This is a genomic window from Streptomyces sp. NPDC048560, assembly GCF_040650955.1.
Classification (GTDB): domain Bacteria; phylum Actinomycetota; class Actinomycetes; order Streptomycetales; family Streptomycetaceae; genus Streptomyces.
The window spans coordinates 642070-667217 of sequence record NZ_JBEZIJ010000001.1; the positions used below are offsets into that span (position 1 = coordinate 642070).

General features: G+C 72.1%; 27 protein-coding genes. 10 read left to right on the plus strand and 17 right to left on the minus strand.

Annotated features, from left to right (window positions below):
• Positions 1-51: 51 nt before the first annotated feature.
• Both AB0C82_RS02800 and sigE read right to left on the minus strand, forming a co-directional pair.
• A complete protein-coding gene (locus AB0C82_RS02800) occupies positions 52-1047 on the minus strand; it encodes a zf-HC2 domain containing protein (protein ID WP_362835594.1) in 996 nt (331 codons plus the stop codon).
• Entirely contained in the window at positions 1044-1805 is a 762-nt protein-coding gene (gene sigE / locus AB0C82_RS02805; protein WP_362835596.1) for an RNA polymerase sigma factor SigE, read from the minus strand. The genes AB0C82_RS02800 and sigE overlap by 4 nt, the downstream gene beginning before the upstream one ends.
• Positions 1806-1982: 177 nt before the next feature.
• Here sigE and AB0C82_RS02810 point away from each other — a divergent pair, with 177 nt between their 5' ends.
• Positions 1983-2648: an O-methyltransferase gene (locus tag AB0C82_RS02810; protein ID WP_362835598.1), complete on the plus strand. Its 666-nt coding sequence runs from the start codon at positions 1983-1985 to the stop codon at positions 2646-2648.
• Positions 2649-2795: 147 nt separating this feature from the next.
• On the opposite strand, the gene AB0C82_RS02815 is transcribed toward AB0C82_RS02810, so the two are convergent.
• Positions 2796-2963, minus strand: a complete 168-nt coding sequence (locus AB0C82_RS02815; RefSeq protein ID WP_003966491.1) for a DUF3117 domain-containing protein — start codon at positions 2961-2963, stop codon at positions 2796-2798.
• A gap of 316 nt (positions 2964-3279) precedes the next feature.
• Between AB0C82_RS02815 and AB0C82_RS02820 the strand changes: the two genes are divergently transcribed.
• Positions 3280-4089, plus strand: a complete 810-nt coding sequence (locus AB0C82_RS02820; RefSeq protein ID WP_362835600.1) for an enoyl-CoA hydratase-related protein — start codon at positions 3280-3282, stop codon at positions 4087-4089.
• 28 nt (positions 4090-4117) lie between these two features.
• Here AB0C82_RS02820 and AB0C82_RS02825 read toward each other — a convergent pair whose 3' ends face one another.
• On the minus strand, positions 4118-4705 hold the full coding sequence (locus AB0C82_RS02825; protein ID WP_362835602.1) for a DNA-3-methyladenine glycosylase I: 588 nt from the start codon (positions 4703-4705) through the stop codon (positions 4118-4120).
• Positions 4702-5106 (minus strand): DivIVA domain-containing protein, encoded by a 405-nt coding sequence (locus AB0C82_RS02830; protein WP_362836997.1) that lies wholly within the window; start codon positions 5104-5106, stop codon positions 4702-4704. Before AB0C82_RS02830 ends, AB0C82_RS02825 begins: the two co-directional genes overlap by 4 nt.
• 91 nt (positions 5107-5197) lie before the next feature.
• On the opposite strand from AB0C82_RS02830, the gene folP reads away from it, so the two are divergent.
• Positions 5198-6070, plus strand: coding sequence for a dihydropteroate synthase (gene folP, locus AB0C82_RS02835; RefSeq protein ID WP_362835604.1), 873 nt, complete (start codon positions 5198-5200; stop codon positions 6068-6070).
• 116 nt (positions 6071-6186) lie between these two features.
• Here the strand turns inward: folP and AB0C82_RS02840 are convergent, their stop codons facing one another.
• On the minus strand, positions 6187-6972 hold the full coding sequence (locus tag AB0C82_RS02840) for a TIGR00730 family Rossman fold protein (protein WP_362835606.1): 786 nt from the start codon (positions 6970-6972) through the stop codon (positions 6187-6189).
• Between the two features lie 85 nt (positions 6973-7057).
• Positions 7058-8137, minus strand: a complete 1080-nt coding sequence (gene dapE, locus AB0C82_RS02845; protein WP_362835608.1) for a succinyl-diaminopimelate desuccinylase — start codon at positions 8135-8137, stop codon at positions 7058-7060.
• A 60-nt stretch (positions 8138-8197) separates the two neighbouring features.
• Between dapE and AB0C82_RS02850 the strand changes: the two genes are divergently transcribed.
• A complete protein-coding gene (locus AB0C82_RS02850; protein ID WP_362835610.1) occupies positions 8198-9130 on the plus strand; it encodes a hypothetical protein in 933 nt (310 codons plus the stop codon).
• Positions 9131-9406: 276 nt separating this feature from the next.
• Positions 9407-9856: an ATP-binding protein gene (locus tag AB0C82_RS02855; RefSeq protein ID WP_362835612.1), complete on the plus strand. Its 450-nt coding sequence runs from the start codon at positions 9407-9409 to the stop codon at positions 9854-9856.
• A gap of 82 nt (positions 9857-9938) precedes the next feature.
• Here AB0C82_RS02855 and dapC read toward each other — a convergent pair whose 3' ends face one another.
• Both dapC and fdxA read right to left on the minus strand, forming a co-directional pair.
• Positions 9939-11036, minus strand: a complete 1098-nt coding sequence (gene dapC, locus AB0C82_RS02860) for a succinyldiaminopimelate transaminase (protein WP_362835614.1) — start codon at positions 11034-11036, stop codon at positions 9939-9941.
• Between the two features lie 131 nt (positions 11037-11167).
• Positions 11168-11488 carry a ferredoxin gene (fdxA, locus tag AB0C82_RS02865; protein WP_031091138.1) on the minus strand — a complete coding sequence of 107 codons (321 nt, stop codon included), beginning with the start codon at positions 11486-11488 and terminating at the stop codon, positions 11168-11170.
• A gap of 117 nt (positions 11489-11605) precedes the next feature.
• Between fdxA and AB0C82_RS02870 the strand changes: the two genes are divergently transcribed.
• From AB0C82_RS02870 to AB0C82_RS02885, 4 genes are all read left to right on the plus strand, one after another.
• Positions 11606-12607 carry a GNAT family N-acetyltransferase gene (locus tag AB0C82_RS02870; RefSeq protein ID WP_362835616.1) on the plus strand — a complete coding sequence of 334 codons (1002 nt, stop codon included), beginning with the start codon at positions 11606-11608 and terminating at the stop codon, positions 12605-12607.
• A 17-nt stretch (positions 12608-12624) separates the two neighbouring features.
• On the plus strand, positions 12625-13482 hold the full coding sequence (locus tag AB0C82_RS02875; RefSeq protein WP_362835618.1) for a transglutaminase-like domain-containing protein: 858 nt from the start codon (positions 12625-12627) through the stop codon (positions 13480-13482).
• A gap of 144 nt (positions 13483-13626) precedes the next feature.
• Positions 13627-14022 (plus strand): nitroreductase/quinone reductase family protein, encoded by a 396-nt coding sequence (locus AB0C82_RS02880; RefSeq protein ID WP_362835620.1) that lies wholly within the window; start codon positions 13627-13629, stop codon positions 14020-14022.
• Between the two features lie 343 nt (positions 14023-14365).
• Positions 14366-14827: a hypothetical protein gene (locus AB0C82_RS02885; RefSeq protein WP_362835622.1), complete on the plus strand. Its 462-nt coding sequence runs from the start codon at positions 14366-14368 to the stop codon at positions 14825-14827.
• Between the two features lie 46 nt (positions 14828-14873).
• Here AB0C82_RS02885 and AB0C82_RS02890 read toward each other — a convergent pair whose 3' ends face one another.
• The 5 genes from AB0C82_RS02890 to AB0C82_RS02910 form a co-directional block, all read right to left on the minus strand.
• The gene (locus AB0C82_RS02890; protein ID WP_362835624.1) at positions 14874-15311 is read right to left on the minus strand and encodes a VOC family protein; all 438 of its coding nucleotides are present in this window, start codon (positions 15309-15311) and stop codon (positions 14874-14876) included.
• A gap of 109 nt (positions 15312-15420) precedes the next feature.
• Complete coding sequence (locus AB0C82_RS02895) at positions 15421-17502, minus strand: hypothetical protein (protein WP_362835626.1); 2082 nt, start codon at positions 17500-17502, stop codon at positions 15421-15423.
• Between the two features lie 175 nt (positions 17503-17677).
• On the minus strand, positions 17678-18136 hold the full coding sequence (locus AB0C82_RS02900; RefSeq protein WP_362835628.1) for a DUF6113 family protein: 459 nt from the start codon (positions 18134-18136) through the stop codon (positions 17678-17680).
• Positions 18133-19050 (minus strand): N-acetyl-1-D-myo-inositol-2-amino-2-deoxy-alpha-D-glucopyranoside deacetylase, encoded by a 918-nt coding sequence (mshB, locus tag AB0C82_RS02905; protein WP_362835630.1) that lies wholly within the window; start codon positions 19048-19050, stop codon positions 18133-18135. The genes AB0C82_RS02900 and mshB overlap by 4 nt, the downstream gene beginning before the upstream one ends.
• Positions 19051-19098: 48 nt before the next feature.
• Positions 19099-19293 (minus strand): hypothetical protein, encoded by a 195-nt coding sequence (locus tag AB0C82_RS02910; RefSeq protein ID WP_362835632.1) that lies wholly within the window; start codon positions 19291-19293, stop codon positions 19099-19101.
• Positions 19294-19482: 189 nt separating this feature from the next.
• On the opposite strand from AB0C82_RS02910, the gene AB0C82_RS02915 reads away from it, so the two are divergent.
• Complete coding sequence (locus AB0C82_RS02915; protein WP_362835634.1) at positions 19483-21609, plus strand: alpha/beta fold hydrolase; 2127 nt, start codon at positions 19483-19485, stop codon at positions 21607-21609.
• A gap of 6 nt (positions 21610-21615) precedes the next feature.
• Here AB0C82_RS02915 and AB0C82_RS02920 read toward each other — a convergent pair whose 3' ends face one another.
• From AB0C82_RS02920 to AB0C82_RS02930, 3 genes are all read right to left on the minus strand, one after another.
• Complete coding sequence (locus AB0C82_RS02920; protein WP_362835636.1) at positions 21616-22743, minus strand: hypothetical protein; 1128 nt, start codon at positions 22741-22743, stop codon at positions 21616-21618.
• Positions 22744-22935: 192 nt separating this feature from the next.
• Positions 22936-24177: a dipeptide ABC transporter ATP-binding protein gene (locus AB0C82_RS02925; RefSeq protein WP_362835638.1), complete on the minus strand. Its 1242-nt coding sequence runs from the start codon at positions 24175-24177 to the stop codon at positions 22936-22938.
• Entirely contained in the window at positions 24167-25144 is a 978-nt protein-coding gene (locus AB0C82_RS02930) for an ABC transporter ATP-binding protein (RefSeq protein ID WP_362835640.1), read from the minus strand. Before AB0C82_RS02930 ends, AB0C82_RS02925 begins: the two co-directional genes overlap by 11 nt.
• Positions 25145-25148 lie beyond the last annotated feature (4 nt).

Sequence of the window (25148 nt, forward strand, 5' to 3'; positions counted from 1 at the left end):
CGTCCCTCCCGGAATTCAACCAGGTTTGCGAATCTCTGCGCAGGGTCCCCGTCAGCCCCTGGGGAAAAGGGGCAGCGCGTGATCGTTGGGGAGAAGGAGCGTGGACGCCTTCGCGACGGGCTCGGGCGTCTTCGCGGCGGCCCCCGCGCCGTTCGGCGGGGTGAGCAGCGGGCTGATGTCCGCCGGGCGTATGAGCGGGGGCAGGGACACGTTCAGCACCGGCAGCGCGAACCCCTGGCCGGAGTAGTGCGAGGTGCTGAGCAGGGACGGAGCCGTCGCGAACACCGGTGGCGCGACGGACGGCGTGACCGGGGGCGGCGGGGAGGCCGACGGAGCCGAAGAGGCCGGACGGTCACCGTTCGCGGAAAGGGCTCCGCCTCCGCCGCCACTGCGGCCTGCGGTGGCCGTGCCGCCCTCGGCCCGTGCCTCGGCGTCGATCGGGGTGATGGTGCGGCCCGCGCCCTCCGCCCGGAACGGGGTCTCGGACGTGGCGTCGAGCGGAAGCGAGCCGCCCAGCGCGATGGCGGCGAGCGAGACGGCGCTGGCCGCGGCGAACGCGAACCTGCGTCCCCGCCACGGCGCACGGTCGGCAACCCGGCTCACCTCGTGTATCCGGAAGGCGGAACCGGCCGTGCCGCCGGGAAGGACGGTCGAGCCGTGCACGGTGGGGAGGTATCCGAAGCCGTCGAGCGGTCCGGGACCGGACGAGTGGTCCGTCCGGCTGCCGGGGGGCTGCACGGTGGGGAAGAGCCCCTCACCGAAGCGTGTGCCACCGCCGAACGGCCCACCGGGGCCGGCGTCGCCGCCGGAACCGCCGGGAAGACCCTGCAGCCGGGCGAGGAAGCCTTCGGAGGGCGAAGGGGGAGCCGACTGCGCGAAGACACTCTTGAGCCGCCGCTGGGCGTCGGCCTCGGCCTTGCACCTGCAGCAGGTCGCCAGGTGGGCCAGGACCCGCTCACGGGCGTCGTGTTTCAGCTCGCCGTCGACAAGCGCGGCGAGCCGGTCCCCCAGATGCTGTTCCGCGGGGGTCGGTCCTGTGCCACTCACGCCGGTCGGACCTCCCCTGCCAGGACCGCGTCCGCCAGGGAACGCTGTTCGGCGCGCGCCTCGGGCGAACGGTGCTTGAGTGCCTTGCGCAGGTGCGAGCGGCCGCGGTGGATACGGCTGCGCACGGTGCCGAGCTTCACGCCGAGTGTCGCGGCGATCTCCTCGTACGAGAGTCCTTCGATGTCGCAGAGGACGACCGCCGCACGGAATTCGGGCGCGAGGGTGTCCAGCGCCTGCTGGACGTCCGCGTCGAAGTGGGTGTCGTTGAAGACCTGCTGCGGGGACGGCTCACGGCTCGGCAGCCGCTCGGCGGCGTCGTCGCCGAGGGAGTCGAAGCGGATCCGCTGCTTGCGGCGCACCATGTCCAGGAAGAGATTGGTCGTGATGCGGTGCAGCCAGCCCTCGAAGGTGCCGGGCGTGTAGGTCGAGAGCGACCGGAAGACACGGACGAAGACTTCCTGGGTGAGGTCCTCGGCATCGTGCTGGTTGCCCGTCAGCCGGTAGGCAAGGCGGTACACGCGACCGCTGTGCGTGCTGACGATCTCTTCCCATGAGGGCGGGGTCCACGCCTGGGATTCCGCATCCGAGGCGAACGTCGCGGTGGTTGCGGAAGCGTTGGAAGAACGGTCAGCAATGTTGGTCACGGATTTCGGCTCACCCGCCGACCTGAGCAAGCGCCTCAGCACTCCTCCCCGGTCCACAGGCGCAGCCGCACCTCCCCTGTCGGCTCTGGTGGTGTCCAGTGGAGCCCCTACCATAGCCACCTCGCCCGTTAGCTCCGGATAAGCCTTTTTCCTGCTGGGACCGGGCCGGACCGGCCCGGCGGCGCGTGATTCCGGGCCTGTCGCGCGGGCCCGGTCCAGGCACTTTCCCGCGTCCTTGCATAACGCCCGGTCCCATCTGCGGGTTCCCGGGTTCAGCGGATACAGTCACCGTTGCGCCAACTACGGGGACAGGAGAGGGTCATTACCGCCAACCGGCAGACGAGCTGGGCGTTCGCCGACGCCTTTGTCGCCGAGGACGAAGCTCTGCGCTGGGCCCGGGAACGGGCCCGCGAGACAGGGCTCCGCTCGGTGTCCCCGGGCACCGGTGCCGCACTGCGCCTTCTCGCTGCCACCGCGGACGCCAAAGCGGTGGCCGAGATCGGCACCGGCACCGGCGTGTCCGGCATCTATCTGCTGCACGGAATGCGGCCGGACGGCGTACTGACCACGGTCGACCCTGAGCCGGAGCGCCAGCAGTTCGCCCGCCAGGCGTTCCGGGCGGCCGGCTTCGCCACGAACCGGGCCCGTTTCATCCCGGGGCGCGCCCTGGACGTGCTGCCGCGCCTCGCGGACGGAGGTTACGACCTCGTTTTCTGCGACGGCGACCGGCTGGAGAGCCTCGACTGCCTCGCTGAATCGTTGCGCCTGCTGCGACCGGGCGGTCTCGTCTGCTTCGAGGGCATGTTCGCGGACGGCCGTACCGTCGACTCCGCGGCCCAGCCCGCCGAGGTGCTGCGGCTTCGTGAGCTGCTGCGCGCCGTCCGGGAGAGCCAGGAACTGATGTCTGCGCTGCTGCCGGTCGGCGACGGGCTGCTCTGCGCCGTCCGGCGCGGCTGACCGGTCCCGCGCGCCCGACCCGCCGGGACCGGCCCGTACCGCGCGCCCGGGTTTCCCGGCCCGCCGCCCGGGCTGCTCAACACGACTGCCCCGGCACGGATTCCGTGCCGGGGCAGTCGCGAAGTGAAGTGATCAGGCGTCTCTGCGTCAGCCGACGACCTTCTTGAGGGCATCGCCGAGTGCATCGGCTTCGTCCGGCGTCAGCTCGACGACAAGCCGACCGCCGCCTTCGAGCGGAACGCGCATGACGATGCCCCGCCCCTCCTTTGTCACCTCGAGCGGGCCGTCGCCCGTCCGCGGCTTCATGGCCGCCATGCTCGTTCCCCTTCCTGAAACCAGCTCATCGCAACCGGCGGCCCCATGACAGGCGCTGCCTCACCGGCATCGAACACACATTGCTTCTTGGCCATTATCCCGCATCAAAGACCCCGATGACCAACATCGCTCGGCATCGCTTGCACAACGCACTCTCTCAAAACCACGCAATACGGCAATCCGGCTGCGATACTGCGCCGCCTTCGGGCCCCAGGTGAGAGCCAATCGTTAGACGCAGGTCACATGCCCTCGCCGCCCCGCGTCGGCCATGCTTGCCTGGACAGGCACAATCCTGGAGCCGTAAGGGGACATCAGAATGGCCGACACCATGGCGGACACCGTGCTCATGGACGTGAGCGACGGACTCGCGACGATCACCATCAACCGTCCCGACGCGATGAACGCCATGAACACCGAGGCCAAGGTCGCCCTGCGCGACGCGCTGCGGAAGGCGGCGGACGACACCGCGGTGCGCGCGGTTCTGCTCACCGCCACCGGGCGCGCCTTCTGCGTCGGCCAGGACCTCAAGGAGCACGTCTCCAAGCTTGCGGAGGCCGCTTCCGGCGGCGGGAACGCGCTGAGCACCGTCCAGGAGCACTACAACCCCATCGTCCGGGCCCTGACCGAGATGGAGAAGCCCGTCGTGGCGGGGGTCAACGGGGTCGCCGCCGGGGCGGGCTTCGGGTTCGCGCTCGCCGCCGACTACCGCGTGGTGGCCGACACCGCAGCGTTCAACACGTCCTTCGCGGGCGTCGCCCTGACCGCCGACTCGGGCGTCTCCTGGACCCTGCCGCGGCTGATCGGCCAAAGCCGCGCCGCGGACCTGCTCTTCTTCCCGCGCTCGATCACCGCGCAGGAGGCGTTCGACCTGGGCATCGCGAACAAGGTCGTGCCCGCCGCCGATCTGGCGAAGGAGGCCGCCGCGGTGGCCCGCGCCCTGGCGGACGGCCCGACGGTGGCGTACGCCTCGCTCAAGGCCTCCATGGCCTACGGCGCGGCTCACACGCTCCAGGAGGCGCTGGAGAAGGAGGACGAACTCCAGACCCGCGCCGGCGCGTCACAGGACCACACGATCGCCGTGCGGGCCTTCCTTGCCAAGGAGCGTCCCAAGTACCTGGGCCGCTAGGACGAACCCGGTCGCGTGACGAGAGGCCTCAGGACCTGTCGTCACGTGAGACGCAGTCCGCCAGGTGGTCGTTGACCAGGCCGCACGCCTGCATCAGGGCGTAGGCCGTCGTGGGGCCGACGAAGCGGATCGATCGCTTCTTGAGCTCCTTGGCGAGGGCCGTGGACTCCGGGGTGACCGCCGGCACGTCCTCCAGCCCGCGAGGGGCGGGGCGGGTCGCCGCGTCGGGGGCGTACGACCAGATCAGCGCGTCCAGTTCACCCTCGTCCCAGCCCGCGAGCACCCGGGCGTTGGCGAGGGTGGCATCGATCTTCGCCCGGTTGCGGATGATCCCGGCGTCGGCGAGGAGCCGTTCCTTGTCGGCGTCGGTGAACTCCGCCACCGCGGGGATCTTGAAGTCTGCGAAGGCGCTGCGGAAGCCCTCACGGCGGCGCAGGATCGTCAGCCAGGACAGCCCCGACTGGAAGGCCTCCAGGCAGAGCCGCTCGAACAGGGCGTCGTCGCCGTGGACGGGCCGGCCCCATTCGGTGTCGTGGTAGGCGAGGTAGTCCTCCGTCGACAGCCCCCAGGGGCAGCGCAGGCCGCCGTCCGCGGCCGGTTCGGCTCCTGTGCTCATCGCTGGTCCTCCTCGGCGTCGTGCGGTCCGGACCCGCCGGGATCCGTTTCCGGCTCCTCGGACGGGCGCTTGAACAGGTCGGGACCGTTGACCGCGGTCGCCTGGGCCCCCGCGAGCGCGGACTCCAGCTCGGCGATGCGGGCGTCGCGCTCGGCGAGTTCCGCGCCGAGCCGGTCCAGGGCCTCGTCGACGTCCACCATCCGGTACCCCCGGGCCGCCATCGGCAGGCGCAGCGCGTCGACATCCGCGCGGCCGACCGGGCGCGTCGCGGGCAGCGGGTCGGTGAGCCGCTCCGCCGGCACGTCCTGGAGGACGGGGCTGCCGCCTCCGCCGACCACCGCGAGCGTGACCGCGGCCACCACCACGACCATCGTGAGCAGCAAGAACCAGAACACGCGCATCTCCCCGGGGGCGGAAATCTGTCCGGCTCCGATCGTGCCATGCGCCACCGACAGTTAGGGTCGCAGCGACCTACTGAGGAGGAAAAACGGGATGCGAAGCGGTGCGCTCAGGCTCGGTCGGCGCGAATTCGGTCCGCACGATCCGGTGATCATGGCGATCGTGAACCGGACCCCTGACTCCTTCTACGACCAGGGTGCGACCTACAGCGACGAGCCGGCGCTCACCCGGGTCGAGCAGGCGGTGTCGGAAGGCGCCGCGATCATCGACATCGGCGGGGTGAAGGCCGGGCCGGGCGAGGAGGTCACGGCCGCGGAGGAGGCCCGCCGCACGGTCGGCTTCGTCGCCGAGGTGCGGCGCCGGCACCCGGACGTGGTGATCAGCGTGGACACCTGGCGCCACGAGGTCGGCGAGGCGGTCTGCGAGGCCGGTGCGGACGTGCTGAACGACGCCTGGGGCGGCGTCGACCCGAAGCTCGCCGAGGTCGCCGCTCGGTACGGAGCGGGGCTCGTGTGTACGCACGCGGGCGGCGCGGAGCCGCGCACCCGGCCGCACCGGGTCACGTACGAGGACGTGATGGCGGACATCCTGCGGGTGACCGTGGGGCTGGCCGAGCGGGCCGTGGAGCTCGGGGTGCGGCCGGACGGGATCATGATCGATCCCGGTCACGACTTCGGGAAGAACACCCGGCACTCGCTGGAGGCCACGCGCCGCCTCGGCGAGATGACGGACACCGGGTGGCCGGTGCTCGTGTCGCTGTCGAACAAGGACTTCGTCGGGGAGACGCTCGACCGGCCGGTCAAGGAGCGGCTGATCGGCACGCTCGCGACGACGGCGGTGTCGGCGTGGCTGGGAGCGCGGGTGTACCGGGTGCACGAGGTGGAGGAGACACGGCAGGTGCTGGACATGGTGGCGTCGGTCGCGGGGCACCGGGAGCCGGCGGTGGCGCGGCGAGGGCTGGCGTAGGGGCAGGTCCGGGCGGCGCCACGTGGACCGGCGCGCCCTGGGCGGCGGCTCAGGGGATGTCGGGGAGCGCCGGACGGGCGGGGTGTGCGGCCCGTCCGGCGTTCGGCGACCGGGTTCTACCGGCCGACCTCCTTGGACACCAGCATGACCGCTTCCTCCACGTCGTCCGTGACGTGGAAGAGCAGCATGTCCTTCTCGGACGCCTTGCCCGAGGCGATCACCGTGTTCCGGAGCCAGTCGACCAGGCCGCCCCAGTACTCCGTGCCGAACAGGACGATGGGGAAGCGGGTCACCTTGCCCGTCTGGACCAGCGTCAGCGCCTCGAAGAGTTCGTCCAGGGTGCCGAGGCCGCCCGGCAGGACGACGAATCCCTGGGCGTACTTGACGAACATCATCTTTCGCACGAAGAAGTACCGGAAGTTGAGCCCGATATCGACATGCGGGTTCAGCCCCGACTCGTAGGGCAGCTCGATGCCGAGACCGACGGAGACGCCGTTCGCCTCGCGGGCACCCTTGTTGGCGGCCTCCATGGCTCCGGGCCCGCCACCGGTGATGACGGCGAACCCCGCCTCCACGAGAGCCTTGCCGATCTGTACGCCCGCCTCGTACTCCGGGCTGCCGGCCGGTGTGCGGGCCGAGCCGAAGACGCTGATGGCGCTCGGCAGTTCGGCGAGCGTGCCGAATCCCTCCACGAACTCGGACTGGATGCGCATGACCCGCCACGGGTCGGTGTGCACCCACTCGGAGTCGCCCTCGGTGTCGAGCAGCCGCTGATCGGTCGTGCCCGGCATCACCTGGTCCCTGCGCCGCAGCACGGGGCCGAGCCGCTGTTCCTCAGGCATGACCGCACCTTCGGGGACCTGCGCGCCCTCGGGAATCCGTGCGTCCTCCGGGTTGCCCATGATCTGCTCCCTCCGCCGACCTGCGATGTGGCTGTGTCGGATCAGCGTAGATCGGCGGAGGTTACGCGCAGGGGAATGCCGTGGGTCAGCTGGTGAGCCAGGAGCGGAGTCGCTCCTCGCACCGGGTGATCAGTCCGGTGTGCACACGCTCGTCGCGCTTGTGGGCGAGGAGCGGATTGCCGGGGCCGTAGTTGACCGCGGGCACGCCGAGCGCGCCGAAGCGGGAGACGTCGGTCCAGCCGAACTTGGGCCGTGCCGTGCCGCCGACCGCCTTCATGAACGCCGCGGCGGCCGGGTGCGAGAGGCCGGGCATGGCGGCGCCGGAGTGGTCGTCGATGACGAACTCGGTGACGCCGCAGTCCGCGAAGACCTCGTGGACGTGCGCGACGGCGTCCTCGGGGCTGCGGTCGGGGGCGTAGCGGAAGTTGACCACGACCGTGCAGGCGTCCGGGATGACGTTGGTGGCGACGCCGCCCTCGATCCCCACGGCGTTGAGGCCCTCGCGGTACTCCAGCCCGTCGATGACCGGCCGGCGCGGTTCGTACGCGGCGAGGCGGGCCAGGATCGGGGCCGCGGCGTGCACGGCGTTGGAGCCCATCCAGCTGCGCGCGGAGTGGGCCCGCTCCCCCGCCGTGCGCAGGAGGACCCGCAGCGTGCCCTGGCAGCCCCCCTCGACCTCGCAGTCGGAGGGCTCGAGCAGGATGGCGAAGTCGCCCTCCAGCCAGTCGGGATGTGCCTCGGCCACGTGTCCCAGGCCGTTGAGGTCGGCGGCGACCTCCTCGTTGTCGTAGAAGAGGAACGTCAGGTCCCGGTTGGGGTCGGGCACCGTCGCCGCGATCCGCAGCTGTACGGCGACGCCCGACTTCATGTCGGAGGTGCCGCACCCCCACAGGACGCCGTCCTCGTCCAGCCGGGAAGGGACGTTGTCCGCGATCGGCACGGTGTCGATGTGCCCCGCCAGCACGATGCGCTCGCCGCGGCCCAGGTTCGTCCTGGCCACGACGTTGTTCCCGTACCGCTCCACGGTCAGGTGCGGGAGGTCGCGCAGCGCCTCCTCGATAGCGTCGGCCAGGGCTTTCTCGTTGCCGCTGACCGACGGGAAGTCGACCAGCCGGGCTGTGAGCGCGGGGCCGTCCAGGGTGAGGTCGAGCTTGCTTTCCGCCATGCCCACGACCCTAAGGGACGTCCCCGTCGGGCCGCTCGGTCCCTCCAGTACGGTGGCCCCGTGCCCCGGACCGCCACTTCCGCCAGTTCCCGACCGGGCCGTAGCCGCCTCCTGCGCCTCACGGCCGCCTTCGCCGTGCTCACAGCCCTGGCCGGCTACCTGGCCGTGCAGTACGTCACCGGCAGCAAGGGCTCGCCGCGCTGTGTCGTCCGGTCGGCCGACGGACCGGAGGGCGAGGGGCACACGTACGGGATGAGTCCGGAGCAGGCATCCAACGCCGCGGTGATCTCGGCGGTGGGAACGACGCGAGGGATGCCGGAGCGCGCGGTGACGATCGCGCTCGCCACCGCGCTCCAGGAGTCCGCGCTGCGCAACATCCGCCACGGTGACCGGGACTCCCTCGGACTCTTCCAGCAGCGCCCCTCGCAGGGCTGGGGAACACCGGAGCAGATCATGGACCCGGTGTACGCGTCGGGGAAGTTCTACGACCACCTCGCCGAGGTCCCCGGCTATTCGCGGCTGCCACTGACGGTCGCCGCGCAGCGCGTGCAGCGCAGCGGTTTCCCGCAGGCGTACGCGAAGCACGAGCCGGACGCGGCGCTGCTGGCCGCCGCGCTGACCGGTCGCGCGCCCGGCGCGCTCGACTGTTCGCCCGGTACGACGGCCGAGGCCGTGCCCGGTGACGCCGCCGAGGTCCGGGCCGAGCTGGTGCGCTCCTTCGGCAAGAAGGTGCTGCCGGGGGCGGTCGCGGCGGGGGCCGAGGCCGCGGGAACCGTCACGGTGCCGGTGCGGCCCGCCGTGAAGGCCGCAGGCTCGGGGCCCAAGCGCGGCTGGGAGCTGGCCCACTGGGCGGTCGCCCGTGCAGGGGCACTGCGGATCGACCGGGTCGCCTATGCGGACCGGGTCTGGACCGCCGGTGAGGGCTGGAGCACGGATCACGCGGACCAGGACGAACCGGGCTTTACCGAGGTCGGTATCCGGCTCGCGCAGTAGTACGGGCCGTCCCCCGTACGGGCCTTCCGGCCGATCGCGGGACGGCCTCTTGGCCCCCCTTCCCGCCCGCACGTCCGTCCGCTCCGATTCCCTTGCGCGCGCAGGGAAGTGACGGTTCGTCCGGCGACCGCGTAATGCATTGTTTGCCCGGGTTCTTCCCCTGCGGATTATCGGACGCATTACTCAGTCTTTACCTCGGCGCACCGCAACCTTCCCCGCCCCCGGACCGGTTGTCAGCGTGTCCGATCACCGCTTGAACACCGTCGAAGGAGCATCATGTCCCTCCCCCTGACCCGTCGGATCGCCCGCGCCGCGCTGCTGATCGCCGCAGGTGCGGCCCCCGTGGTCGGTGCGGCCGGCGCAGCAGGTGCCGCGGGGCTCCCGCAGACCCCGGACCTGGGCGGCGTCACCTCACTGGACGGCGCCGGCCTCGGCAGCACCCTCGACGGCGCCTCCCAGCAGGGCACCCAGGCCGCGGGCGACACCGGCGGCAGGATCGTCGGCACGGCCGTCCCGGCTGCCGGCAAGACCGTCGGCAAGACGGGCTCCGTCGCCGCCCCCGCCGCCCAGGAGGCCGCCGGCAGGACCGCGGGCTCCACCGGGGAGATCCTCGGCTCGGCCGCCGGTTCCGCGACCGAGGGCGGCCTGCCCACCGAGGGTGTGGGCGGCGGTCTGCCGACCGACAGCCTGGGCGGACTGCCCGTGCAGGGCCTGCCCCTCAACTGACCCGCCGCCGGACATCACACGGCGAAGGGCCCCGGGAGTGCGCACTCCCGGGGCCCTTCGCCGTCCCGCTGTGCGGCGGCGGTCAGACCAGCCGCTTGACGGCAGCCGCCACCCGCTCGTCGGTCGCGGTGAACGCCACCCGTACGAAGTGATCGCCGGCCGGCCCGTAGAAGTCGCCAGGGGCCACCAGGATGCCGAGTTCCGCCAGATACGCCACGGTCTCCCAGCACGGCTCGTCGCGCGTCGCCCACAGGTACAGGCTCGCCTCGCTGTGCTCGATCCGGAAGCCGTGCGCCTCCAGCGCCGCCCGCAGCGCGGCACGCCGCTCCGCGTACCGGACCCGCTGTTCGGCGACGTGGCCGTCGTCCCCGAGAGCGGCGACGGTGGCCGCCTGGACGGGCGCCGGGACCATCATCCCGCCGTGCTTGCGGATCAGCAGCAGCTCGCCGAGGACGGCCGCGTCACCGGCGATGAACGCCGCACGGTATCCGGCGAGGTTGGAACGCTTGGAGAGCGAGTGGACGGCGACGATCCCCTCGTACGTCCCTCCGCAGACGTCCCTGTGGAGCACGGAGACCGGCTCGGCCTCCCAGCCGAGTTCGAGGTAGCACTCGTCGCTGAAGACCAGCACGCCGTGCTCGCGGGCCCACGCGACGATCCGGACCAGCTCGTCCTTGGGCAGCACACGGCCCGTCGGGTTGGACGGCGAGTTGAGCCAGAGCAGCTTGAGTCCGGCCGGGTCCAGCTCGGTCGGGTCGTCGTACGCGACGGGCTCGGCGCCGCAGAGCCGCGCGCCGACCTCGTACGTCGGGTAGGCGAGCCGCGGGTAGGCCACCCTGTCGCCCGCACCGAGGCCGAGCTGCGTCGGCAGCCAGGCGACCAGCTCCTTGGAGCCCACCACGGGCAGGACGTTGCCGTGCGCCACGGAGACCGCGCCCAGACGCCGTTCCACCCAGCCCGTGAGTGCGTCACGCAGCGCCTCGGTCCCCCACACCGTCGGGTAGCCGGGGCTGTCGGAAGCGGCGGCGAGCGCCCGCCGGATCAGCTCGGGCACCGGGTCGACGGGCGTGCCGACGGACAGGTCCACGATGCCGTCCGGATGGGCGGCGGCGGTCGACTTGTAGGGCGTGAGCTTGTCCCACGGGAAGACCGGGAGACGGGAGGAGACTGCGGCAGACACGGGTCTCTGCTTTCTCGTGTATCTCGTTACGCGGGTCGGGCGGCGGACGGCCCCGGACAGGGCCTGGAAACACCGCGGTCCCGCACGGTGACAAGCCGTACGGGACCGGGTGGCGCCTGTGCGGCCGCTGCTCAGCCGTTCTGCGGCGGCAGCGCGGCGATGAACGCGTGGTCGCGCTCGATGAGACCGAGCTTGGACGCGCCGCCGGGCGAACCCAGGTCGTCGAAGAACTCCACGTTGGCCTTGTAGTAGTCCTTCCACTCCTCCGGGGTGTCGTCCTCGTAGAAGATGGCCTCGACCGGGCAGACCGGCTCACACGCTCCGCAGTCGACGCATTCGTCCGGGTGGATGTACAAGGACCGGGAGCCCTCGTAGATGCAGTCGACGGGGCACTCTTCGATGCAGGCCTTGTCCTTTACGTCGACACAAGGCTGCGCGATGACGTAGGTCACGCTGTCGTTCCTCCTCGGTAGGGCGTTGGCTCTCGCGCGGGAGCGCGGCGTGGTCGATGCCCGCCCCTAGTATCTCCGTTCCCGGGCACGATCCGAACAGGAGGGGCGGACACAGCTGTGGAATTCACCATGGGCGGACGGATGGAGGTCCGCATCACCCCCGCTGACGTGGGAAAACGCGTCTCGGTGAGGAGGGTGTCGGACGAGGCCGACAAGGGCTCGAAGTTCACCGACGCGGTCGGGGTTCTCACATCATGGGACGATCATGTGCTGTCGGTCACACCGAGGAGCGGGGAAACCGTCCATATCGCGGAATCGTCTCTGGTGGCGGGGAAGGTCGTCCCGGCCGCGCCGGCCCGCCGCCGGGGCCCGGCGGCCTCCTTCGACGAGCTTGCCCGGATCACGGCCCGTGCGTGGGAGCCGGTGGAGAGCGAACCGCTGGGCGACTGGCGGCTGCGCGCCGCGAACGGGTTCACCAGGCGCGCCAACTCCGTGCTCCCGCTGGGCGACCCGGGCCTTCCGCTCGACGAGGCGCTGGACCACGTCCGCCGGTGGTACGGGGCCCGTCGGCTGCCCGCGTACATCCAGACCGCGACCGGTGCCGAGGGCACGCAGGAGCGGCTGTGCGCGGAACTGGAGCGGCGCGGCTGGCAGCGCGAGGTGTCGGCCGACGTCCGCGTCGCGGCGCTGGCTCCGATCGGCGACCGGGACGCCGACACCGGACAGGTGCGGCTGAGCCGGGCGGCCGACGCGGTGTGGCTGGCCGGGTACCAGCGGTTCGACACGCCGGGGCCCGAGGTGCTCGCCGTCCTGAACAGCGGGCCGTCCGTGTGGTTCGCGACCGTGCCCGGCGAAGCGGGTAGCGGGACCCCGGCGGCGATCGGCCGGTGCGTGGTGGACGGGCGCTGGGCCGGGTTCATGGCGGTCGAGGTCGCCCCCGGGCACCGGCGCCGGGGCCTCGCCACGGCCGTGATGACCGCGCTGGCCCGCCGGGCGCTGGACGAGGGTGCGTCGGCCGCCTGGCTCCAGGTGGAGACGGACAACGGGGCCGCCGGCGCGCTGTACGACGGCATGGGGTTCGCCGCCCATCACCGCTACCACCACTTCCGCCCGGCGTAGCGGGGGACGGGCCGGATATGAGCGATCAGGAATGGGACGAGGGCGGACGCCGAAGGCAGTTCGCCGACGAGGCGCGGGCCGAGCGGCCGGATCTCGCTCTGCTCTGCCTGCTGCTGGGCGCCGAGGCGCTTCCGGCGCCCACGGACACGGCCGGCCCGGACCCGTACGGCATCGACGCCGCACAGATCGAACTGGACCGGCTGGCCGGACTGCTGCCCTACGGGGCACGCGACGCCCGCTCCTGGGCCTCGGTGCTCGCCGGACTGCTCGGTGAGCGCTGCGGGTTCGCCGGCTCGGCGCGCGACTACGAGCGGCTGGAGTCCTCGGTGCTCCAGCAGGTGCTGCGACGGCGGCGCGGGCTGCCGATCCTGCTGTCCGTGGTCTGGATCGAGGTCGCCAGGCGGGCGGGCACACCGGTGTACGGGGTGGCGCTACCCGGTCATTTCGTGGTCGGTTTCGGTGATCCGGAGGAGCGGGTGCTGGCCGACCCGTTCGCCGGCGGGGCGCCGATGAGCGGGCAGGACGCCGAGCTGCTGGTGGCCGGGGCGACCGGAGGGCCCCTGGAGCCGTCGATGCTGGTGCCCGCCAGACCGCTGGAGATCGTGCTGCGGATCCTGAACAACGTACGGGCCTGGGCCGCGGCCCGCCCCGAACGCACGGACGTGGCCCTGTGGGCGCTGGAACTGTCGCTGCTGCTGCCCTCCCATCCGGCGAGGCTGCGCTACGAGCGGGCCCAGCTCCTCGTGCAGCGCGGGGAGTTCCTGCGCGGGGCGGCGGAGATGGAGGCGTACGCGGAGGTCGTCGAGACGGTCGAACCGACGACGGCGGAGGCGGTCCGGCGCCGCGCCCAGGCGGCCCGGGCGCGGCTGAACTAGTGCCTCTCGGCCGGATCGGGACCCCGCGAGCCCGGCATGATCAGAACGAGAGGCCCCGGGGCCGTCCGTTCGGACCGGGCGGGACCCGGGCCCGGATCGAACGCGCCTGACCACGAAACACTCCGGAGTCCGGGAGGACCACGTATGTCGCGCTACCGCGAGCTGAAGTTCCGTGCCGTCACGGCGCTGCAGAGGCGCGTCGTCAATCCGCTCGCCACCCGGATGCCGGCGCAGTGCCTCCTGGAGACGACGGGGCGTACGTCCGGGCTCCCCCGGCGCACCCCGGTCGGCGGGCGACGCGTCGGGCAGGCCTTCTGGATCGTCTCGGAGTTCGGCGAGAAGGCGCAGTACGTCAGGAACATCCAGGCGGACCCCAAGGTCCGGGTCCGGATCGGAAGGCGGTGGCACACGGGCACCGCCCAGCTGCTCCCGCACGACGATCCCCGGGCGCGGCTCCGCGAGCTGCCGCTGTTCAACAGCGCCGCGGTGCGGGCCGTCGGGACGAATCTGCTGACCGTCAGGATCGACCTCGACCACTGAATGCGAACGGGCGTCCCGGCGCCGCGTGTTCGCCCGGTCCGCCGAAGGACGCCTCCGCGCGTGACACCGCGTCCGCGGGTGCGATGCCGGTCCGACGTGGGTCACCACGAGCCGGCGCCCCCGCGCGGCGCGCGGCGTAGAACGCGGTGAGCAGGTCGGTGGTGTGGTCCGCGCGCAGACGCGAGGTCCAGATGGTGTCCAACTGCTCTCACTCACGATATGCGCCGCTGCAGCTCGGCCGGCGTTCCCGTGGCCGCCGACCGGACCCGACGGCCCACAGGGTGCCTCCTATGGCTAAAGTCATGTGCTTGTTCGAATCCGGGGGACTGCGGAGGGGGAGTGCGTGTCTACGCAACTCAGGGATATCGCGACGGAGTTGGCCAACGTCCTGTGGCGGGAGCACACCGTGTACCGCGAGCGGGGCGGAGGCGTCGTCATCCGTGGTGAGCACGTGCAGCGCTGGATCAGCCTCGCGCCCACCGCGGGCCGCAACGAGGCCCTGGTCCGGGTCGGCCGGATCCTCGAAGGGGGCACGACCGCCCCGGCACGCTCGGAGCAGATCGTGAGCCTCGACGCGGGGACGGGCGAACTGGCGGCGGCCTGCCGCCGGTTGCTGGCCGATGCCGCCGCCGAGCCGACCCGGCCGGTACGGGACCGGGCCCAGGGGGCCGACCGGGGCGGGAGCAAGGGACGCAAGCCGCGCAGGCCCCGCAGGACGAGACCCAGGAGCTTCACCTCCTGGGTCGTGATCGTCTGCGTCACCGGCGTGGTGGGCCTCTTCGCGTACGCCTCCACGACCCACTGACCGACGCCCCCGCTCCCGGCCGTGCCGGGCGGTGTCCGGATCCGGGTCAGACCACGCAGAACTCGTGGCCCTCCGGGTCCGCCATCTCCACGTGGTCGGGCCTGCCCCGCATCTCGTGCTCGCGGATGACCGTCGCTCCGGCGGCCGTCAGCCGCTCGACCGCCGCCACCACGCGCGGCCAGCGCACCTCCCACGGCGTCTCGCGGCCGCCTCCGGCCTGAACGTCCAGGTGCAGGCGGTTCTTCACCACCTTCGCCTCCGGCACCTTCAGGAAGGAGATGCCGGGGCCCGTACCGTCCGGATCGGCCAGATAGGCCCCGTCGTCCCACTCGTCCTCGGGGATCTCGTGGTGGGCGAACCAGGCGTTCCAGTCGGCGAACCCGGCCGGCGGCGGCTTCTCGACGTATCCCAGCGCCAGCGCCCAGAACCTGGCCAGCTCGGCCGGGCGCGCGCAGTCGATCGTCAGGCTCCAGCTGGTCGGCACGGGATCCTCCTTCTCGGGGTGCGGACCTGGAAGGGTGCCACATCCCGGTACGACGGCGCCCCCGGCCAGAAGTCCGGCCGGGGGCGCTCGTAGGGCTGCTGCGGGCTGGTCAGCCGTTGCCGTCCAGATTGATCGTGACGGTCCGCTCGGCCGCCGTCCTGCCGGCCAGCGCGGTCTTCATGGCCTGCGCCACGTCGTCCGGTCCCACCTGGTGCTTCTTTCCGTCGCCCTTGACGGCCAGGACGCCGTCGAAGACGCCGTCGAGCAGGGTGTCGATGGCCTTCTTGTCGTAGTGGTCGACGAGGCGGCCGTCGACCGCCTTCATCGACAGGATCTGGGGCAGGGACCGCGCGGGGCCGAACTGGATCTGCTTGGGTCCGGCCTTGATCGTGATCAGACCGGACATCGCGGGCTGCGCGAACTCCTTCATCGCCCGGTTCAGTTCGGCCTGGGTGATGCTCGGCTCACGACTGGTGACCGGCAGTTCGACGACGCCCGCCTCGCCCGTCTGGACCTGGGCGCGGTAGGCATCGCGTACCGAGATCAGCGACTGGTTGACGTCCAGCGCCTTGCCCGTCCTGCCGGGAACCGCGACGGCCTTGTTCGGCTCGAACTTGATCGTGCCGTCCTGAGCCGTACCCGAGATGCCCGCCAGGTCGGTCAGCGCGACTCCGAGCTTCTCCTCGTCGACGGGGATGACCGGGTCCGCCGGACGCTCTCCGCCGAAGAGGGAGCCGATCACCGAGACGGGGTTGTAGTCACTGCCCGCCGCCTCGCGGACGGTCTCCTGGCTGTCCAGGGTGAGTCCGGCCTTCGCCGGTTCGAGCTTCTCCGTCTTGCCGCCCACGGACAGTTCGAGGGGGGCCGTGGCGCGCTCGCCGAGAGCCGCCTCCAGCTTGGTGACCGCCTCCTCCTTGGTCCCGCCGCCGATGTCGACGCCGAGGACCGTGGTGCCCTTGGGCACCTCGGAGTGGTTCAGCAGCAGGCCGGCACCGTACGCGACACCGGCCAGGACGACGGCGCCCACGCCGAGCAGGACCAGCTTGGAGCGCCCCTTCTTCGCGGGGGCGGCCTTGGGGACGGGCCGGGGAGCGGGGGCGGGCGCCACGGCCCCGGGGCCCCCGGGACCACTGCCCATGGCGGCGTCGGAGCGTGCGCCCAGACCGCCGGGGGGCGGGAACGGTGAGCGGGCGTCCGTCGGAACGACGGGGATGCCGCTGGTCAGCGTGTCGCCGGAGACATGGCCGCCGGGGCCGGGCTCGGGGGCCGGCGGCTGCGGCGTCAGGATCGCCGTGTCGTCGGACATCCGTGGCGGTACGCCACCGGGGCCGCCCTGGAACGGCGAACGTGCGCCCGCAGGACCGCCGGGAACACCGGAGGCCGGGCCGGGGCCCATGCCGTGGACCCCGTCGAGGTTCGGGGTGAGGGACGAGCTGCCGCTGACGGGTCCGGTCGTGGGGCCCGCCGGACCCGGCGTACGCACGCCGAGGTTCGGGGTGGAGCGTGAGCCGCCCGGAACACCGGGACCGCCCGGCGCGCCGGCGCCCGGCCCGTCGAGGTCGTCGAGGGCGCTGCGGCCGGAGCGGGGTGCGCCCTGGTCGCCCGCCTGCTGCGGGGCGTCCGAGAAGTACGGCAGGTCCGCGCGGGGCGGAGTCGGCGCCGGACCGGAGCCCTCAGCGGGTGTGCCGGAGGAGGCCGCCACCGAGGTGGTCGTCGGTGCCTTGCGCGGGGCGAACCAGTCGCTGCCGCTCTTCTCCCTGCCCGACTTGTCGGCGGGCGGCTCGGCGCCGCCGCCGTCACGTCCGTCGGCGCCCGCGGCACTCGCCGCGCCGTTGGCGGCGGAAGGCGTGGCGGACGGCGTGGGCGCACCCGGGCGCGGCGTGCTGCCCGTGCGCTCGGCGTCCGGACGGCCGCCGGACGTGTCGCCGTCACCCATCGGCGTGCGCATCACGACGGGCGGGATCGGCCGCGAGCCCGGGATGTTGATCCGGATGCGCGTCGTCAGCGTCGTCTCGGTTCTGGGCTCCTCGGGCCGCGGCGGGTCCGCGGGCTCCGGAGCCGGTTCCGTGGCGTCCTGCGACGGGTGCAGCGACGGATACTGGCGGGATCCGTACGGCGGCGTGCCCGACGGATACGCGGCTCCACCGCGACCCTGGGGCCCGGAGGACGAACTGTCAGTTTCACGACTCAAAGCAGGTTCTCCCGATTGGCTCCGCCGCCCGTACTTCCCCCATGCCGCAGGCCAGGGGACGGCTCGGCGCGCGCACCACCATACTGGCCGACGCCACCGGACACTCCGCCACCGGGGGAAACCTCCACCTCGGCATCACACCTGCGGGGGTCGCACAGGTGTCGGACACAGCACATCAGGGGCCAGGTCGGCCGGTGTTGGTGGCTGATTGCGGCAGTCGCGACGTGGTGGCGCACATCACAGCGACACCCATCCCGCCGAGCAGGAAAAGGGCCAGGCCGAGCTCGTCGCCGAAGACGTAGTCGCCCTCGGGGCGGCCGCTGAGCAGGAGCACCACCGCGATGAGCCAGCCCGCCGCGGGGGCCAGCGCGCCCAACTGCGTACCGACCAGTACCCGGCCGCCGTAGAAGAGTCCGGCGCAGGCGGCGAGGGCGATCAGCAAACCGCCGGGGAACCAGGCGGCTTGGACGAGGGTGCCCGCCAGCGCGACGAGGGCGCCGAGGACGGCAAGGCCGACGTAACCGGCGATCCGGGCGGGGTCGAGCGGTGCCGCCAGACCCGTGGGCGCGGGGCTCCTGGGCGGTGCGCCGGTGCGCGGGGCGGGCGAGGAGGCCCGGGGACGCCGACTGCTCATGCCTTCGCTCCCGCGGTGCCGGCCGGTACCGGGACACCGGCGAAGAGGTCGCGCTCGCGTCCGTCGTCGTCGGGCGCCGCCGTGCCGCGGACCAACTGGTAGTACTCGGTGGTGAGAAGGGGCTGTCCGAGGTCGTTGGAGAGAGCGAAGAAGGCGCCGTCCACCGCGATCTGCGTGGCGTGGGCGCGCATCGCGGCCGTCTTCGCACCGGCGACGTCCGAGCCGTCGATCTCGGCGGTGATCAGCTTCTCGTCGACCACACCCGGCACGTCGTCGACGGCCGCGACGCCCGGGAAGACGCCGGGGGCTTCGGCCCGCAGGCGGGCGAACCCGCTCTCCACGACGGCGCGCGGTACGCGGTTCCAGTAGACCTTCGCGATCGTGTGCGGGGCGCCGGACTCCGGGCGGTACGCGGGGTCGGCCGCCAGGTCCGCCGCGCGCATCGCGACGCGGTGGGCCTGGATGTGGTCCGGGTGGCCGTAACCGCCGTCGGGGTCGTACGTGACGAGGACCTGGGGACGCACCGAGCGGATCACCTCGACGAGATCCGCGGCGGCCTCGTCCACCGGGGCGTCCCAGAACGCGCCCGGGCGGTGGTTCTGCTCGGTTCCCATCATCCCGGAGTCCCGGTAGCGGCCGGGGCCGCCGAGGAATCGGTGGTCGGTGACCCCGAGCTCCCGCATCGCGGCGGCGAGTTCACCGATGCGATGGGTGCCCAGGGTGTCGTCCCGGCCGGCCGCGAGGTGGGCGAGCTCCGCCGGGATGACCTCGCCCTCCTCGCCGAGCGTGCACGTCACCAGGGTGACGTGGGCGCCCTCGGCCGCGTACCTGGCCATGGTGGCGCCGTTGTTGATCGACTCGTCGTCGGGGTGCGCGTGCACCAGGAGCAGACGGCGGGCGGGGAAGTCCTTCATGGCACCACCCTACGAGCCACCGGCTTCACGCACCGACCGCCCCACGGCTCAGAACTTGATGCCCCCGATCATGCCCGCCACGTTCGAGGTCAGGTCCGAGATGGTGGGGGCGACCGACGAGCTGGCGAGATAGAACCCGAGCAACATGCAGACCACCGCGTGTCCACCTTTCAGTCCGGATTTCCGGATCAGCAGGAAGACGACGATCGCCAGCAGCACCACCGCCGAAATCGAGAGTGCCACGGCGGTTCACCTCCATCAGTACGGTCGGGACGGGCAGCACACATGGAGCCAGCAGGTTCTTACCCACCGAGCGCTACGGATCATAACTATCCGTGCCAACGCATTGTTCGGGGCACAGCAGCACGAGGGGCGCACGGACCCGCTCCTGGAACGCCCGGACAGCCGGGACGACGCTCTATGTTCAGGGCCATGACCTCCCAAAAGCTGTCTTTTCCCCGTCAGCACGCCCGGACTCAGCGCTTCACGCTCGGCGCTCCCCGCGCATTCACCGTCTCACCGGACGGGACGCGGGTGATCTTCCTGCGCTCGGCCTCGGGAACCGACCGGACGAACCGGCTGTGGGTCCTCGACCCCTCGACCGGTGAGGAGCGGATCGCGGCCGACCCCGAGGCGCTGCTCGGCGGTTCGGCGGAGAGGCTGTCACCGCAGGAGCGGGCCCGCCGCGAGCGGAGCCGGGAGGGCTCGGCGGGCATCGTGGGCTACGCGGTGGACGGGGCCGGCGAGTTGGCCGCGTTCGCGCTCTCCGGGAAGGTCTACGTGGCCGGGCTGCGGGCCGGGACGGCGCGGGCGCTGCCCGTTCCCGGCCCGGTGATCGACCCCCGGCCCTCTCCCGACGGCCGCCACATCGCCTACGTCGCGCGGGGCGCGCTGCGGGTCGTGGACGCCGGGGGCGAAGGTGACCGAGCGGTCGCCGAACCGGAGGACGCGCATGTCTCGTACGGTCTGGCAGAGTTCGTCGCGGCCGAGGAGATGCAGCGCTCGCGGGGTTTCTGGTGGTCGCCGGAGTCGGACCGCATGCTGGTCGCCCGGGTCGACGAAAGCGCCGTACAGCGCTGGTGGATCGCCGATCCCGCGCACCCCGGCCGCAGGCCCGCCGAGACGGCGTACCCGGCGGCGGGCACGGCCAACGCGGAGGTGCGGCTCTTCGTCATGGACCTGGAGGGGGCCCGCACCGAGGTGGCCTGGGACCGCGTGCGCTATCCGTATCTGGCCGAGGTGCACTGGTCGTCCGCGGGCGCTCCGCTGCTCCTCGTGCAGGCCCGTGACCAGCGCAGTCAGCTGCACCTGGCCGTCGACGCCGAGACCGGTGCGACGCGCGTGGTGCACGTGGACGAGGACGAGGTGTGGCTGGATCTGTTCACCGGGGTGCCCGCGTGGGCGCCCGACGGCCGGCTCGTGAGGATCGCCGACGAGGGCGGGGCGCGGGTGCTCGCGGTCGGTGACCGGCTCCTGACCGGGGCGCAGCTGCACATCCAGGCGGTGCTCGACATCGGGGCGTCGGACATCCTGGTGTCGGCGACGGCGGGCGAGGAGGCGACCGATCCGGAGACCGGCCAGAGCCACGTCTACCGGGTCAACGAGCTCGGTATCGAAAGACTTTCCGAAGGGGTGGGTGTGCACACCGCCGTACGTTCGGGCGGGGTGACCGTGCTCGTCTCGGCCCGCCCGGACCGGCCCGGCTGGTCGGCGCAGGTGCTGCGGGACGGCAAGCGGGCCGCCCTCGTGGCGACGTACGCGGAGGAGCCGGTTCTCTCGGCGAACGTGCAGCTCACCGAGGGGGGCGCACGGCGGATTCCGTGCGCCGTGCTGCTCCCCACGGGATACCAGGAATCGGATGGTCCGCTTCCGGTCCTGCTGGACCCGTACGGCGGGCCGCACGGCAGCCGGGTGGTCGCCGCGCACAACGCCCACCTCACCTCCCAGTGGTTCGCGGACCAGGGCTTCGCCGTGGTCGTCGCGGACGGCCGGGGCGCGCCCGGCCGGTCCCCCGGCTGGGAGAAGGCGATCAAGGACAACTTCCCGCTCACCCTCGACGACCAGATCGACGCCCTGCACGCACTGGCCGGGCGCTTCCCGCTGGACCTCTCGAAGGTGGCGATGCGCGGCTGGTCGTACGGCGGATACCTCGCGGCGCTCGCGGTGCTGCGGCGCCCCGATGTCTTCCACGCGGCGATCGCCGGTGCGCCGGTGACCGACTGGCGGCTGTACGACACCCACTACACCGAGCGCTACCTGGGCGATCCCGCCGAGCGGCCCGAGGTGTACGCCCACAACGCCCTGATGACCGACGACGGGCTGTCCGAAGCCGCGGAGCAGGTACGGCCGTTGATGATCGTCCACGGCCTCGCGGACGACAACGTGGTGGTCGCGCACGCGCTGCGGCTGTCGTCGGCCCTGCTGGCGGCGGGGCGGCCCCATGAGGTGCTGCCGCTCAGCGGGGTGACCCACATGACCCCGCAGGAGCAGGTCGCGGAGAACCTGCTGCTGCTCCAGGTCGACTTCCTCAAGCGCTCGCTGGGACTGACGGGGGCGTAGGCCCGCTCACCACCCGGGCGGCGGGGAGGAGGGCGGCGGCGGTCCGGACCCGCCGCCCTGCGGATAGCCGTAGCCGGGGCCCTGTCCCGGGGCACCGCCCTGCGGATAGCCGTAGCCGGGGCCCTGTCCCGGGGCACCGCCCTGCGGGTAGCCGTAGCCGGGGCCGGCGGCGCCGTCCGGCGGGTACCCGTACTGCGCGGGGCCGTACCCCTGCTGGGGGCCCACGGGGACGTCCTCGAAGCCTCTGCGGGCCAGGGCGATCAGGGCGGCCGCCCCCGCGACGGCCAGCAGGCACCAGGAGAGCAGGGTGAGCTGGAGCTCGGTGCCCAGCTCGGCGAAGTGTTCCGGGAGCCGGTGGTGCACTGCGCGGGCGATGCCGCACGAGCCGGCCGTCAGCACGAATCCGGCCACGATCACCCCGAGGGTCCGGGTGTGGACGGCGTGCACCAGGGCGCTGACCGCCACGACAAGGCAGAGCAGGGCGACCGTCGCGGCGGTCCAGCCCGGCGGGGCGGCGGTCAGCTCCATGCGGACGCCAGGACCGCCGACGAACCAGTCGGGATAGAGGGCGGCGGGGTAGGTGAACACCTGGCGGATCTCCCAGGCGATCATCACCGCCCCGGCCGCGCCCAGCGCCAGGAAGGCGACGGCGGAGGCGCCCTGGCCCGGCCTGGTGGGCTTCGGCTCGTAGAAGTCCTCCGACTGCCCGCGGCCGGCCGCTCCGGTGACGAGGAGGGCGAGCGCGGCGGCCAGCGCCACGAACGTACCGATCAGGGCCCTGGTGCGGAGCTCGTCCGCGTACCGCCCGTCCATCCAGCCGGCGCCGATGCTCCAGACGCCCGGCAGCCGGAACAGGAGCGTGACGACGCCAGTCGCGACGAGCGCCGAAGCGGCCACCGACGAGCGCAGGGCCGCGGTCGCGGCGAAGACGTACACGACGAGCAGGACCAGGTCGCTCTGCGAGGTGGCGGGCAGCGCGTCCGGGCGCGCGTCGGCGTAACCCGCCCAGTACCGCAGCAGGTCGAGTGGTTCGCCGACGGCCCTGAAGTCCCGCACGACCCAGCCCGCGACCATGAGCGCGAGCACGCAACAGAGGACGGCCCCGGTGATTCTCGCGCCCCGTGTGAGTGTCACCCCAGCGATACTCCACCGCGCTCCGGCGTCGGACAAGAGGGCCTCGGACAGCGGGTAACCGGCCAGGGCGACGTGATGTCGCCCTGGCCGGTTCACGGCACCCGCACGGCCGTACGCTGTTCATCATGGAGCGTTCGTATATCGGTGCCGCGACGGCCAAGTTGCCCTTGTGTAAATCGAGTTGGTGGGCATTTATGGCTGGATTTCGTCCGGCGGCCCCGGGTCCCGCGACGGCCGCTTCCTGACCGCCGTGCCCGGCGCCTCCACATCGGGTCCGCGTCCCTGTCCGGGCGGGGTGTCCCGCGCCCCCTCCGAAGGCACCACGTGCTTCTCCTCCGCGAAGTGACAGGCGGAGTCGTGACGCGCCGGGCTGTCCGACAGCCGGAAGACCGCCGGGACGGCCAGCAGCGGAACCTCCAGCGCGCACCGCTCCTGCGCCTTCCAGCACCGGGTACGGAAGCGGCAGCCCGACGGCGGGTTCGCCGGTGACGGCACGTCGCCGTGCAGGATGATCCGCTCGCGCGACTCGCGGGCCATGGGGTCGGGCACCGGCACCGCGGACAGCAGCGCCTGGGTGTACGGATGGGTGGGGTGCTCGTAGATCTCCTCGTCCGTACCGACCTCGACGATCCGCCCGAGATACATCACCCCGACCCGGTCGGAGATGTGGCGGACGATCGACAGGTCGTGCGCGATGAACACGAAGCTCAGGTTGAACTCGCTCTGGAGACTGTCCAGCAGGTTCACGACCTGCGCCTGGACCGAGACGTCGAGCGCGGAGACCGGCTCGTCGGCCACGATGATCTCCGGGTTGAGCGCGAGGCCGCGGGCGATGCCGATGCGCTGGCGCTGACCGCCGGAGAACTGGTGCGGATAGCGGTTGATGTACTCCGGGTTGAGACCGACCACGTCCAGCAGGTCCTGCACCTTCTGGCGCCTGCTGCCCTTGGGTGCCACCTCGGGGTGGATCTCGTACGGCTCCCCGATGATGTCGCCTACCGTCATACGCGGGTTCAGCGAGGTGTACGGGTCCTGGAACACCATCTGGATGTTGCGGCGCACCGCCTTCAGCGCGCGCCCCGACAGCTTGGTGATGTCCTCGCCCTTGTAGCGGATCGCGCCCGCCGTCGGCCGCTCCAGATGCACCAGCATCCTCGCGACGGTCGACTTGCCGCAGCCGGACTCCCCCACGATGCCGAGGGTCTCACCCGCGGCCAGGTCGAAGGAGACGCCGTCGACGGCCTTGACCGCGCCGACCTGCTTCTTGAACAGGATGCCCTGCGTGAGGGGGTAGTGCTTGACGAGGTCGCGGACCTCCAGGATCGGTTCGCCCTTCGCGAACGCCGGGCCACCGCGCTCCTCGGACAGCAGGGTGGCCGCCGTCTCGCCCTCCTCGCGGGCTTCCTTCTCTCCGCCGTCGTGGTCAGCGTTCATCGAGCGTCTCCTTCCAGAAGTGGCAGGCGCTCTGGCGGTCCTCGTCCACCCTGTACAGCGGCGGCACGTCCGTGCGGCACACGTCCTGGGCCATCGGGCAGCGGGGGTTGAAGGCACAGCCGGGCGGGATGGCGAGCAGGTTGGGCGGCAGGCCCTTGATCGCGTACAGCTCCTGTCCCTTCTGGTCCAGGCGCGGGATCGACCGCAGCAGGCCCTTGGTGTACGGGTGCGCCGGGGCCTTGTAGATGTCGTGGACGGGCGAGGTCTCGACGATCCGGCCCGCGTACATCACGGCGATCTTGTCGGCGACGTCCGCCACCACACCGAGGTCGTGCGTGATCAGGATCAGACCCATGTTGAGCTCGCGCTGGAGCTCCGCGAGCAGGTCCATGACCTGCGCCTGCACCGTCACGTCCAGCGCGGTGGTCGGCTCGTCGGCGATGATCAGGGAGGGCTCCAGCGCCAGGGCCATGGCGATCATGATGCGCTGGCGCATACCGCCGGAGAACTGGTGCGGGTAGTTGCCCACCCGCTCCTTGGCCGCCGGGATGCGCACCCGGTCCATCAGCTCGACCGACTTGGCCCGCGCGTCCTTGCGGGACATGCCCCGGTGCACGACGAACATCTCGCCGAGCTGCTCGCCCACGGTCAGCACGGGGTTCAGGGAGGAGAGCGCGTCCTGGAAGATCATGGCCATCTCCTGGCCCCGGATCTTGCGCCGCTCCTCCTTCTTCAGCTTCAGCAGATCACGGTCCTTGAAGAGGATCTCCCCTCCGCTGATCTTGCCCGGTGGCATGTCGAGGATGCCCATGACGGCCTGCGCGGTGACCGACTTGCCCGAGCCGGACTCGCCCAGGACGGCGAGCGTCTCGCCCTCGGCCACCGAGTAGTTGACCCCGTTGACGGCCTTGGCCACTCCGTCGCGGGTGTGGAACTCCACGTGCAGGTCTCGCACTTCGAGCAGCATGGCA